Genomic DNA, 12195 nt, shown 5'->3' with positions numbered 1-12195 from the left:
GCTCCACCCGGGCCAGCCTCGACACACCCCCGTCGGGCCGATCCGGAGCCCGTATGCCAGGAGATCCCTGCTATGGCGGAACTCACCCCTGTCGGGTCGAGACTTTCCGAAGCCCTGCTTCCACGCGAACTCGCTCCTCGCGAGCTGCTGCGCGCCCCGGCCGTGAGCCGATGGAACGCCCTGCGCGGTGTCCGCGTGGGCCTGACCGTGTCCGTGCTGCTACTGCTCATGATCGGCGCCAATCTGGCCACGCCGCTCTATCCGGCGCTCCAGCGCAGCCTGCACCTGACCGCCGTGGACACCACGGTCCTGTTCACCGTCTATGTCTTCGCGCTGATCCCGGTGCTCCTCGCCGTCGGGCACTGGTCGGACCACCTCGGCCGCCGCGCCATGGTGCTGCCCGCCGTGGTCCTCGCCGCCGGCGGAGACCTGATCTTCGCCTCCGCGCACAGCCTGGCCCAGCTGGCCGTCGGCCGCGCGATCCAGGGGGTCGCGGTCGGCCTGACCACCGCCGCGGCCGGCGCCGCGCTCGCCGACCTGCTGCCCGACCGGCCCTCCGCCGCCGCCAAGCTCACCCTCGCCGCCTCCGCGGGCGGCGTGGCGCTCGGACCGCTGCTCGGCGCGACCCTGGCGGTCGGGTCGAACCCGCTGGTCACCCCGTTCACCACGCACGCCATCGCCCTGCTGGTGCTGTGCGTGCCGCTGCTGATCCTGCACCCTCGCGCGCCGGGCCAGGAGCCCGCCGTCCACCCGCGACCGCCGCTCCCGCTCCGCCCGCGCGCCTTCAGCCTGCCGACGGGCGGCCGCCGACCGTTCCTGCTGACCGCCGCCACCGGCTTCACCAGCTACGCCGTCTTCGGCGTCTACCTCAGTCTGGCCCCCAGCTACGCCGCCACCCTGCTGCACACCCGCGACCCGCTGGCGGGCGCGGCCGTCGCCGCGCTGCTGCTCGGCTCGTCCGCGACCACGCAGCTGCTGGCCCGGCCGACCCGGCGCCGCAGCGTCCCGGCCATGGGCCTGACCGGGCTGGCCCTGGGGCTGGCCATGGTGGTGCTGGCCGGCTACGCCCACCAGCCCGCCCTGCTCTTCACCGGCAGCCTCCTGGCCGGGGTGTCCCAGGGCCTGGCCTTCCGGGCCCTGTTCACCCAGGCCACCGCCGCCATGGATCCGGACCGGCGCGGCAGCCAGCTCAGCGCTCTGTGGGTGGTGGTCTACCTGGGCAGCTCGGTGCCGACCATCTCCGTCGGCATCCTGGCCCAGAAGTACGGCATCCTCCCGGCCGTCAGCTGCTTCGCCGCCGCTGCGGGTCTGGCCTGCCTGGCCATCGCCGCCGCCACGCTGCGCCGCGAGCGGAGCTGACCCGGCGGGCGCGGTTCGCCCTGTCCTCGCCGCTGCCCCGAACCGCCCTCTTCCCTGCCGCGCGGCTGTGTGCTGTGCTGTCGACCATGGTTGACAGCACAGCTGCCGCGACGGCCCACCCGACCGTCCCGTTCCGGCCGATGACGGTGCCCGCCCACGAGGCCGAGGCCCGGAGCAGGTTCTTCCACCAGGTCATGGCCCAGCGCCGGACCGTCCGTGACTACTCGACCCGCCCGATCCCGGACGGGGTGATCGACTGGGCCGTGCGCACCGCCGCCACCGCGCCGAGCGGGGCGCACGTCCAGCCGTGGCGCTTCGTGGTGATCACTGACCCCGGGCGCAAGCGGGCGCTGCGCGAGGCCGCCGAGGCGGAGGAGCGCGAGTTCTACGCCCATCGCGCCTCCGAGGAGTGGCTGGCGGCGCTGGCTCCGATCGGCACCGACTGGCAGAAGCCGTTCCTGGAGGACGCACCGGCGGTGATCGTGGTCTTCGAGGTGCACAAGGGCCCGCAGTCACCGCGCCCCTACTACACCAAGGAGTCGGTGGGGATCGCCGTCGGCCTGCTGCTGGCCAGCCTGCACCAGGCGGGACTGGCCACCCTCACCCACACGCCGAGCCCGATGCGCTTCCTCAACGAGGTGTGCGAACGCCCGGCCGAGGAGCGGGCCTCGTACGTCATTCCGGTCGGCTACCCGGCTGACGGCGCCCGGGTACCCGACCTGCACCGCAAGGACCTGGACGAGATCCTCGTCCGGCTGTGAGCGGGCGTTCTGCCCGGACGAACGCCTTCATGCGCTCGCCCGCGCCGGGTCCGCCCCTGCAGGGGCGGACCCGCGCCGCCGACCTCGGCGCGACGTTCGACCGTCAGGAGCGGCGGTAGGTGTAGACGGTGGTGACGGCCCCGCAGATGCTCGGCTGGATCATCTCCAGGCGCAGCGTCCCGGTGGTGGTGTCGTAGTCGACCCCCTCGGCCTCGAAGGTGCCCGAGCAGATGCTGCTCTGGGGGATCGCGCCGATGTCGGTGACATGGCCGGTCGTGTCGCCCCCCGTGAGCGGGCCGGACAGGTCGATCTCCAGCAGCGGCTTGGCGTCGGGGAACAGCGTGGTGGAGGAGTCGTCCGAGGCACAGATCAGCTGGGTGGCGCTGGTGAAGTCGCAGCCCTGGATGTCGTTGACGGGGTGGTCGAGCTGGATCAGCCCGGACAGGTCCAGGCTGCCGCCCGTCGGTGAGGTCGCCGGGTTGAGCAGCGGGGTCGGGTAGATCTGCAGGTGGTCCATGGTGCCCCACTCCCCGGAGACCATCCACTGGCTGTCGGGCGAGACCGCGTCGAAGGAGTTGTTGTACAGCTCGCCGGCGACCAGGGTGTGAACGTACTCGTAGGACGCCCCCGACGGGGTGGTCACCCGGAACATCTTGCTGGTGGGGCTGCTCGCGCCGCTCTGGTAGGCGTCGAAGACGTACCCGTCGGCGGAGTCCGGGTCACCGATGTGGGTCCAGCCCTGGACCAGCACGGAGAGCGGGATCGAGCCCGCGCCCCGGTAGAGCACGGTGTCGCCGCCGCCCGCCGCGTGGACGGTGGTGACGCCCTCGCCCGCGCCGAGGGTGCCCTGGAGGCTGCTCCCGGTCTCGGTCCAGACGGGCGCGGCGGCATGGGCTTCGCCCATGAGCGCCGTCGTGACGAGGAGGGCGGCGGAGGCGGTCAGGGTCGCGGTGCGGGCACCGGCCCGGATCCAGGACGACGGGGTCACTTGGGACTCCAGTGGCTCGATGTTTGACACGGACGGGACAAGTCTGGCAATACCGGCCCTGATCCGCCAGGCCCCCGGCATGGCGGGGGGCCGTCAGTTGGCTTTCCCCGAACTGAACTTCAGCGACGGATCCGGTGACGGCCCGGGGTGTACCGGCGCGTGCCCCGGGAATCGCGGGGCCGCCGGCAGCCGCACGGTGGGCCGCCGAACGGGGGTTCCCTCACACCGCGCCGGGGGCCTCGATCAGCAGGGCGCGGGTGAGGCTCGCCCGATTGGAGACGCCGAGCTTGCGGTAGATCCGGCCGAGGTGGCTGTCGACCGTGCGCACGCTGAGGAACAGCGTGCCGGCTATCTCGCCAATGGTCAGGCCGGTGCTGGCGAGGCGGGCGATCTCCCGCTCCCGTCCGGTGAGCAGGGCCGGCCCGGCCGGGTCCGCACCGCCCTGGGCGTCGGGCGCCACGGAAGCGGGGGGCGCAGCGGGGGCGGGGGCAGCGGGGGCAGCGGGGGCGGCGCTGCTGTTCGAGGTCCACGGCTGGACCGGGTTCCTGGACGCCTTCCGGCACGTCTCGGGCCGCTCGGCCCGGATGGAGGACCTGGGCAAGAGCCTGGTGGCGCTGCTGGTGGCGGAGAGCTGCAACATCGGGCTGACCCCGGTCATCGACGTGAACGAGAAGGCGCTGACCCGCTCGCGGCTCTCCCACGTGGACCAGAACTATCTGCGTGCCGACACCCTGGCGGCGGCCAACGGGCTGCTGATCACGGCTCAGGGGCGGATCGAGCTGGCGCAGATGTGGGGCGGGGGTCTGCTGGCGTCGGTGGACGGGCTGCGGTTCGTGGTGCCGGTCAAGAGCATCAACACCGGTCCCTCACCGAAGTACTACGGCTACAAGCGCGGCGTGACCTGGCTCAACGCCGTCAACGACCAAGTTGCGGGGGTCGGCGCAATGGTCGTGCGCGGTACTCCGCGCGACAGCCTGTTCACCCTGGACACGCTGCTGAACCTGGACGGCGGGGTCCGCCCGGAGATGATCGCCACCGACAACGCCTCGTACTCCGACATCGCGTTCGGCCTGTACAAGATGCTGGGCTTCCGATTCGCTCCGCGCTTCCGGGACCTGGCCGACCAGCGGTTCTGGCGCGCGGACGCCCCGCCGGGGGCGGAGGGGGCGGAGCCCGCCGGGGACTACGGGCCGCTGGAGAAGCTCGCGGTCAACAAGGTCAATCTGGCCCGGGTTGTGGATCACTGGCCGGACATGCTGCGAGTGGCGGGCTCGCTGATCACCAACCAGGTCCGGGCCTACGAACTGCTGCGGATGTTCGTCAGCGAGGGCCACCCGAGTCCGTTGGGGGCCGCGTTCGCCGAGTACGGCAGGATCGACAAGACCATGCACCTGCTGGCCCTGGTCGACCCGGTCGACGACACCTACCGGCGGCTGATGACCCGCCAGCTGACCGTGCAGGAGTCCCGGCACCGCCTGGCACGGGCGATCTGCCACGGCGGGCGCGGGCAGATCCGTCAGGCGTACCGCGAGGGCCAAGAGGACCAGCTGGCGGCGCTCGGCCTGGTGCTCAACGCCGTGGTGCCGTGGAACACCCGCTACCTGGACGCTGCGGTGGCCGCGCTGCGCGAGGCCGGGCAGATCGAGGTCAATGACGAGGACGTGGCCCGGCTGTCGCCGCTGAAGGACCGGCACATCAACTTCATGGGCCGCTACCAGTTCAACTTCGCGGCCACCTCCCCCCAGCAGGGCCTTCGACCCCTGCGCGACCCCGCCGCGCCACAGGACACCGACGAGGACGACGAGTGACCCCGTTGAGAACGCGGCGGCAGTTGGTGTCAAAACGCTGGTGATGCCACCGCAGCCGAGAATCCGTGTGGTCCCGGACCGGAGAGTGTCCGGGACCACCGCCGTATGCTCCAGGCAGCAGAGATGTAAGGGGACCCTGAATCAACGGCCCCGTCCCCGATCCACTCAGAAGAGCTGGCCGCCGATGTGGCGCCAAGAGTCGACAGCTTCCGCGATCTGAGCCGAGGCCCCAGCCGCAGTAGTGATCATGGCCATGGCAGCTCGGGCCCGGTTGACCCGGCGAGGCTCGTCCGGCGCCGCTGCCGCATCAGCGACATCGGCAACATGGTCGAGCAGTTCGACACGCTCTTCCTCAGCGAGTTCCGGTGCGAGTTGGATGGCCTCAGCCAGCGCGCGGAGACCGGCTGCGACGTCTATCTCCCCGCGGTCAGCCACAGCGCTGATGGTCGCGCCGATGCTGGCGACCGTATCGCCCACTGACACGTGGCTGCCATGCACCTGACTGTTGATCGCACCTACATTGCCGTACACGGTGACGGGATCACGGCGCTTTCCCTGTCCAGAGGCTTCTGCATAGTCAGGCATGAGTTCCAGCACCTCCATGAGGTAGTTGGTCGCGATGGCAACATACGACGAGTGGATTCTTGGATGGATCCCGGCCGCGGTCTCTCTATACGCCGCGTAGGTCAGGTGGTCGGTCAGGTTCGCCGGACGTCCGCCAGCCATCACCTCCACATGCTCAAACCCGTCGGTCGCTTCTTGGTAGCGCCGGCGGACTTCATCGGTGAGGAACGCGGCCAGCACATCCTCGAAGCGCCAGCTCAGCGCAGACTTTCGTGAGGAGCCGGTCCAACCTCCCCGCAGAGCTGCTTCGTACTGCCGGGTGCCTTCATCGATGAGCGTTGCTAGCTCTTCGGCCACTGACTCTGCGACCGTATTCTCGTGCAACCGGGCGAACTTCGGCGGACGCCGTACGGGAAGCAGGGGAGAGCGAGGGACCGAACTGGGAAGACTGCCCGCCAATGCCACGAGGCATCGATGAAGCTCGCTGAGCACCAAGCGCACCTCGCCTTCCGAGGCCCGCAGAAGCCAAGAATCCCCCCTGTCCATCTCCTGCAGGGCGGGATAGAGGGTGCCTCGGATACCTCCCGGATCCCAGTTGGGGGGATCGCCAGCGGCCCAGTTGAACCCCCCTAGTACTACAGCCGGTGGTTTTACGGTGAGTGAGCGCGGGCGGTTCGGGTGCGGTAGTGGCTGTGGCGGGCGCGGGTTTGGTGGCGGGTGCGCCAGCGGTGCCAGTGCATGGTCAGCCAGGTGCGGGCGGTGCGCACTGGTGCCTGGACGATGCGGTCGTACAGGCGGCGGATCTCGTTCACGGTCGGGGGTCGACTGTCGGTGGACGGTGCGGTATTAGCCGGCTCCGGACGTCGGCCAGGAAGGCCATGGCGAGCATGCATACGGTGGTGTGCCGGTACCACGAGCACCATTTGCGTACCTCGTGCTCATCGAGTCCGACCTGGCCCTTGGCCACCTGGAAGGACTCCTCGACCATCCAGCGCTGCCCGGCGGCGGTCACCAGTGCGGACAGGGTGGTGCCGGTGTCGGCGTGGCACAGGAAGTAGGCGACCTCGCGGACCAGTTCGCCGGTCTTCTTGTTCACCTTGTTCGGAACGGTGGAACGCCGGATCAACAGGTGGCGCTCCAACTCCAGATCAGTGTGGGCGAGTTGGACGATGGCCCAGTCGTAGTCGCGCGGGCCCTTGGCGCCGTCGGCGCACGAACGGCGCTCGAAGACGTCCTCGGGCACGGCCGCGTACAGTTCGCGGGCCTGGCGGGTGCGCCCGTCGGGCAGTGGCAGCGCCTCGTCCTTGGGGATGGCCAGCACGTAGCGGATGCGCTGTTCCTCCAGCCAGGCACGCAGGGCGCGGGCCTGGCCGTAGACCTCGTCGGCCAGGAAGTAGGAGAACGGGACCCCTGCCCGCACGGCGCGTTCCACCATCCGCCGGGCCAGTTCCGGCTTGGTGGCCACTTGCGTGGCGCGCTCGGGCGGGATGCCCTGCTCGGCACTGCGCCGTTCATGTTCGGCGGTGGTTCCAGCCCATGTCCTCCCGAGGTAGAGCTCGCGGTCGATCAGTGTCCGACCCCGGCTGGATCCGTAGGACAGGTGGACGCTGACCTGGGCGTTCTCGATCCGGCCTGCGGTTCCGGTGTACTGCCGCTGCACCCCGGCGCTCTTGGTGCCCTTCTTGATGTCACCAGTCTCGTCCGCGATGAGTACCGCATCCGGGGCGGTCAGGGCGGCGACGGCATAGTCCCGGACCCGGTCGCGCAGTTCGTCCGCGTCCCACGCCGCCTTGGCCAGGAAGCCCTGCAGCCGGTCGGGGTTGGGGTGACCGGCGAACTCGGCCAGCTGCCACAGGTTCTTGCGCGGCACCTCAGCCAGCAGCCCGCGCATCATCGCCCGCAGGTTCTCCCGCGAGGCCGGGCGGGCGAACACATCGTCCACCGAGGCACACAGCGCCTCCAACTCACCCTCCATGGAACGGACATCAGCCTCGCTCAACTCGCCCGTCGGCACCGCACCTGGCGGCAGCATCACTCCCACGAATGGAGTAACGAGCCAGCCGCCATCACGTCACGTGAACAACCGGCTGTAGTACTAGTATGTGTGTCATTCTTCCGAGCCAGGTGTTGACGTGCGAGCTGTTGCTACCACCAGAGCCGATGACCTCGTTGATGAGGTTCCTCGCCTCTGGCAATGACGTCCGTAGCCGCCTGCGCTCCAAGAGCTCACCAGCTGCTCTCGCATGGATACGCGCCTGCTGAGCAATAGCTGGACCGAACTCTGGCACCGTCTCACTGATCGTCAGACAGGCAGTGGCGGAACTGGGTAACCCCCTGTTACTCATGGGGCCATCATCGCCTTCGCCTCCGACCATGGCAATGCACCAGCATCTACCTTCACCACTGTTGTCGAGACAGTCTTCTTGTTCGGGTCGACGGCGATACCCCTCCGGAGTGAACGTGAAGCTGATGGGGAACGGAACGTCGCCACGGCGGATGGCCAGTAGCAGTGGTTGCTCACGGGTCGGCGGCCAGGACGGATCGGCATCCCGGTCCGTGCCGTTCCGGAGGTGGAAGAACACCATGGGGGCGGATACGTCCTCGCTGAGGTAGCCGAGCGTCTTCCCGTAGTAGGGATTGGAACCACCGAGCAGTACCGACGGCGGGCCGAAGGCGGAGGTCACGTCGGCCCAGACCCGGCCTTGGTCGGCCCATGAGTTGATCGTCTCGTGCATCGAGGCGTACTCGGCGGGGACCAGCACCCTGTCGGCGGTGAGCCATCCCTGCCGGTGTGCGAATTCTGCGTAGACGGAGGCGATGCTGCAGCCTTGGTCAGCAGGCAGGAAGTTCTCGAACGCCGCTTTCACGCCTGTCGCGGTCCACGCCTTGCGCTGCTCCAGCGCGCGGCGCTCGTCATCCCATGTCTCCTGTCGACGTTCAACAAACAGAAGATGTTCCAGGATCAGCCGGATGCTGAGCTCTTCGCCCCACATCCCTGGCCGACGGAGGGCACTGTTGAGTTGGGCGACGAGGTGAGCGCGGATCTCCTCCGAGGAGGCGAGGGAGGTTGTGGGAGGCATTCGTCACCAGTCTTTCGCACCGCGGTTGGCAAGCACTAGTCGCCAGTGCTCGGGCACGGTCGGGCGGACCATGCCTGCGGTGCCGCCGCTGGTTCAGCACCTACCGGCGGGCGCTCCAATCGGCCTCCCAGCCCACCGTCATTGCCTGCGGCCGACATCCCGCCCCCGATCCAGGATCAGAGGGGTCGGCGCAGGGCTTCCCAACTCCGCTCGTACGGTGCCAGATTTCAGGGTCATGTGGATACGGCTGCGAACCTGGTCCAAGCAGCACCCGATACAGTCGACCTGCGCCGTCAGCGCCCTGGTGATCGCCTCCTTCATCGGCCTCTTCGCCGAGGCGCCATGGTGGATGGATGCTGCGCGACTTCACACACTGGGCCGGACGAGCATTGCCGCACAGCACTCCGCGCTCGACGAGGACCGCTCCCAAGTCCTCAAGATTGTTGCCGGGCTGGGAGCGCTTGTTGCATTGATCTACACTGCACGCAAGCACAGCCTGGACCGCAGAGCCCATGCGCTTGAGGAGCAAGGCCAGATAACAGACCGGTACATCAAAGCGGTCGAGCAGCTCGGCTCTCCTGGCATCGCTGTCCGCATGGGCGGCATCTATGCGCTCGGCAGGATAATGAAGGATTCCGACGCGGACCGCTGGACGGTCGCGGAGGTGCTCGCCGCCTACCTGCGCCAACATTCACCGACAGGCCAGACCGGCTCAACGCCGCCAGCCACGCCACCATCGGACGAGAATCTTGGCGTGGATCTAGGAGCAGCATTGATCGTCCTCGCTCGAAGCGAGGTCGGCGAGCGGAACTACGGGGTCGATCTGCGATACACGAATTTGTCGAGGATCGAGATCCTTCAAGGGAGTGGCCTGGAAGGCGCAAATATGGCCTACTCGAATCTACATCGTGCCAACTTGGTGAGAGTCTCCCTTGCCCGCGTCAACTTCTACCGAGCGAACCTCAGTCGGATCGGCATCCTGGCGTCTGATCTCTCTGATGCCCAACTCGTCGAAGCCGATCTGACGAATGCCCTCCTCCATGGGAGCACCTGCGCCGGGACGCTATTCCTGCGAGCCGACCTGACTGGAGCGAATCTGCTCTCGGTTGATCTTTCTCTGGCGAAGGAGCTGACCGCCGAGCAGCTCTCGAAAACTGGGATCGATGCGAGCACGCAACTGCCGCCGACCCTTCGGGACGATCCATGGGTCCACGCCCGGCTTGCCGACTGTGCCACCTGGGCCACGGCGTGGAACTGGGACTCCCTCCCTCCGCCTGCTCCCACTGCGAGGCCCATGCCCAGCCCTCCAGCCACGCCTCCGGCTGGTTCGACTGCCACCCCTTGAGCCCCGCCTCTGCCCCTGAGGTCAGGGCATTCGGCCCGGAAGGACGTCCAAACCCCTGCCCTCCGGCGGCTGGGTGCCGACCTCGTGCTCACCTACTGGGCCGTGGAGGCGGCCGGCCGGCTGAACCGGTGCTGAGCGAGGGCGCGAGGTGGTTCCGGGTCGGCCCGGCGGTGGTTGCCGCCGGGCCGACGCGCGGTGGATCCGGACTGCCCGGGGTCGGTGTCAGCCGCCCACGCGCCGGGCCACGGCGGTCAGTTGGTCCCGGATCAGCACCGCCTGGCCGAGCGAGGTCCCGACGAAGGGGAAGCCCCGGTTCTGCATCACGAACGCAACCCCCTGTCCGTCGCCGATCAGGTGCACGCCGGAGTCGGCGAGCGGCGCGAAGCCGTGCAGCAGGTCGCCGAGCAGCTCCGCCATCGCCGACGCGGCGGTGGCGACGCTGTAGACCGCGTCGATACGGCGTAGCCATGGCTGTGTAGCCACCTCTCGGCATCTACTCCTATTGCGGGGCTGACTCTGCCCAGCCACGGAAGTCGATCGCACCGGTAGAACTACGCAATCCGGCTGCGCAAGTCTGCGGGGCGCGGCCCGGCGGGAGTTGACGGTGTGTTCGGGTGTTCAACCGCTGGTTCGGACACGTGAACACACGCGGGCCTGTTCGTGCCCCCGGGCGATGACGCATGGACACGGCCCCCGTTCGCGATCGGGGTGGGGAAGTCCCGATCGCCGGGGGCCGTGTCCACGGGGTTCGAACCGGGTGCCGGGTCCCGGACCGTCAGGTCACGACTGCTGGGCTCCGTCGGCGGTGGCGCGGGCGGGCCGGGGCAGGACGAAGACCGCGACGAGGACGGCGACCGCGAGCATTCCGGCGCCGACCAGCATGCCCAGCGCGTACCCGGCGTTGAGGCTGCCGGCCGTGACCACCTTGCCGGTGCGGTCGGCGGCGACGGTGCCGAGCGCGGCGAGGCCGAGCGAGGCGCCGATCTGGCGGGTGCTGTTGAGCACGCCGGAGGCGGCGCCCGCCTCGTGCGGCAGGACGCCCCCGGTGGCGATGGAGACGGCCGGCGCGAGGCACAGGCCGATGCCGAGGCTGGCGAGGACGGACGGGCCGAGGACGTCGACCAGGAGGGTGCCGTCGGGGCGCATCAGGCTGAACCAGGCGTAGCCGAGCGCGGCCATGGTGCCACCGACGATCAGCATGTTCCGGGGGGCGAACTTGTAGCCGAACTTGACGGCGAGGGTGGAGCCGACGACCACGCCCACCATGAACGGCAGGAACTCGGTGCCGGCGCGGGCCGGGCTGCCGCCGAGCACCCGCTGGAGGTAGAGGGAGACGAAGTACAGGGCCGAGGCCATGGCGCCGCCGAACAGCAGCATGAAGATGTTGGCGCCGGAGACCGAGCGGTTGGCGAACAGACCGAGGCGGATCAGCGGGTCGCGCTTGGTCGTCCGCTCGACCTGGACGAAGGCGGCCAGCAGGACGACCGCGACCGCAAGGGTGATCAGGGTGTTCGGCGAGGTCCACGCGTACTCGTCGGTCCTGACCACGCCGTACACGAGCAGGGCCGCACCCGCCGTGGCCAGCACCGCGCCCAGCACGTCCGGGCGGCCGCGGCGTGCGGAAGGGGTGTCCCGGGCGATGCCGCGCCAGGCCAGGAGCAGCGCGAGGGCGGCCATCGGCAGGTTGATGAACATCACCCACTGCCAGCCCGCGTACTGGGTGAGCAGTCCGCCGACCAGGACGCCGACGGCGCCGCCGGAGGCGTTCACCGCGCTCCAGATGCCGAAGGCCTTCACCCGCTCCTTGCCGCCGGGAAAGGTCGAGGAGAGCAGCGCCAGCGCCGCCGGCGCGACCGCGGCGGCCCCGATGCCCTGCACCGCGCGCGCGGCCACCAGCTGGCCGGGGACCTGCGCCAGACCGCCGACGAGCGAGGAGACGCCGAACAGGACGAGCCCGAACAGCATCACGCGCTTGTACCCGTACCGGTCGGCGATCTTGCCGCCCAGCAGCAGCAGGCCGCCGAAGGTGAGGGCGTACGCGTGGATGACCCAGGTCAGGCCCACCTCGCTGAAGCCGAGACTGCTGCCGATCTGGGGAAGTCCGACGTTCACCACCGTCAGGTCCAGCGACACCATGAACTGCACCACGGAGACCGCGGCGAGGGTGGTCCCAGTCCGCGCGACATGCGCGACGCCTGCCTTCTCACTCGCTACTTGCGTACTTGCCACAGCACCCAGCCCCTCTGCGTCCTGGTCGTGCCGGTGAATTTCCGACCGTGTTCCGAAATTA

At 69.3% G+C, this 12195-nt stretch carries 10 protein-coding genes and 1 pseudogene; 4 read left to right on the top strand and 7 right to left on the bottom strand.

Features of this window, described 5'->3' with window-relative positions; translation table 11 throughout:
* Positions 1-195: 195 nt before the first annotated feature.
* Both BS75_RS33145 and BS75_RS33140 read left to right on the top strand, forming a co-directional pair.
* Complete coding sequence (locus tag BS75_RS33145; protein ID WP_052070007.1) at positions 196-1359, top strand: MFS transporter; 1164 nt, start codon at positions 196-198, stop codon at positions 1357-1359.
* Positions 1360-1445: 86 nt separating this feature from the next.
* Positions 1446-2120, top strand: a complete 675-nt coding sequence (locus BS75_RS33140; protein WP_034094269.1) for a nitroreductase family protein — start codon at positions 1446-1448, stop codon at positions 2118-2120.
* A gap of 103 nt (positions 2121-2223) precedes the next feature.
* On the opposite strand, the gene BS75_RS33135 is transcribed toward BS75_RS33140, so the two are convergent.
* Both BS75_RS33135 and BS75_RS50895 read right to left on the bottom strand, forming a co-directional pair.
* On the bottom strand, positions 2224-3024 hold the full coding sequence (locus BS75_RS33135; RefSeq protein WP_042438357.1) for a hypothetical protein: 801 nt from the start codon (positions 3022-3024) through the stop codon (positions 2224-2226).
* A gap of 304 nt (positions 3025-3328) precedes the next feature.
* Positions 3329-3568, bottom strand: coding sequence for a helix-turn-helix domain-containing protein (locus BS75_RS50895; protein WP_034090861.1), 240 nt, complete (start codon positions 3566-3568; stop codon positions 3329-3331).
* A 52-nt stretch (positions 3569-3620) separates the two neighbouring features.
* On the opposite strand from BS75_RS50895, the pseudogene BS75_RS33125 reads away from it, so the two are divergent.
* Positions 3621-4916: pseudogene (locus BS75_RS33125) on the top strand (transposase); the annotation flags it as partial.
* A 165-nt stretch (positions 4917-5081) separates the two neighbouring features.
* On the opposite strand, the gene BS75_RS33120 reads toward BS75_RS33125, so the two are convergent.
* The 3 genes from BS75_RS33120 to BS75_RS49620 form a co-directional block, all read right to left on the bottom strand.
* The gene (locus BS75_RS33120) at positions 5082-5864 is read right to left on the bottom strand and encodes a hypothetical protein (protein ID WP_152645918.1); all 783 of its coding nucleotides are present in this window, start codon (positions 5862-5864) and stop codon (positions 5082-5084) included.
* A 424-nt stretch (positions 5865-6288) separates the two neighbouring features.
* Positions 6289-7512: an IS701 family transposase gene (locus tag BS75_RS33115; RefSeq protein ID WP_081982015.1), complete on the bottom strand. Its 1224-nt coding sequence runs from the start codon at positions 7510-7512 to the stop codon at positions 6289-6291.
* 34 nt (positions 7513-7546) lie between these two features.
* The gene (locus BS75_RS49620) at positions 7547-8560 is read right to left on the bottom strand and encodes a hypothetical protein (protein WP_063776580.1); all 1014 of its coding nucleotides are present in this window, start codon (positions 8558-8560) and stop codon (positions 7547-7549) included.
* 235 nt (positions 8561-8795) lie between these two features.
* On the opposite strand from BS75_RS49620, the gene BS75_RS33105 reads away from it, so the two are divergent.
* Positions 8796-9905 carry a pentapeptide repeat-containing protein gene (locus tag BS75_RS33105; protein WP_034090859.1) on the top strand — a complete coding sequence of 370 codons (1110 nt, stop codon included), beginning with the start codon at positions 8796-8798 and terminating at the stop codon, positions 9903-9905.
* 222 nt (positions 9906-10127) lie between these two features.
* Here BS75_RS33105 and BS75_RS33100 read toward each other — a convergent pair whose 3' ends face one another.
* A complete protein-coding gene (locus tag BS75_RS33100) occupies positions 10128-10388 on the bottom strand; it encodes a hypothetical protein (protein WP_152646084.1) in 261 nt (86 codons plus the stop codon).
* Positions 10389-10685: 297 nt separating this feature from the next.
* Positions 10686-12134 carry an MFS transporter gene (locus tag BS75_RS33095; protein WP_052070005.1) on the bottom strand — a complete coding sequence of 483 codons (1449 nt, stop codon included), beginning with the start codon at positions 12132-12134 and terminating at the stop codon, positions 10686-10688.
* Positions 12135-12195 lie beyond the last annotated feature (61 nt).

This window comes from Streptacidiphilus albus JL83 (assembly GCF_000744705.1).
GTDB classification, from domain to species: Bacteria; Actinomycetota; Actinomycetes; order Streptomycetales; family Streptomycetaceae; genus Streptacidiphilus; species Streptacidiphilus albus.
Note: the sequence above shows the minus strand (reverse complement) of the source record. Positions and strands in the feature narration are given on the sequence as shown.

Coding starts and splice junctions, on each gene's coding strand:
- BS75_RS33140 (WP_034094269.1), top strand. CDS start 1,446: ATGGTTGACAGCACAGCTGCCGCGACGGCCCACCCGACCGTCCCGTTC.
- BS75_RS49620 (WP_063776580.1), bottom strand. CDS start 8,560: ATGCCTCCCACAACCTCCCTCGCCTCCTCGGAGGAGATCCGCGCTCAC.
- BS75_RS33135 (WP_042438357.1), bottom strand. CDS start 3,024: ATGGGCGAAGCCCATGCCGCCGCGCCCGTCTGGACCGAGACCGGGAGC.
- BS75_RS33115 (WP_081982015.1), bottom strand. CDS start 7,512: ATGCTGCCGCCAGGTGCGGTGCCGACGGGCGAGTTGAGCGAGGCTGAT.
- BS75_RS33105 (WP_034090859.1), top strand. CDS start 8,796: ATGTGGATACGGCTGCGAACCTGGTCCAAGCAGCACCCGATACAGTCG.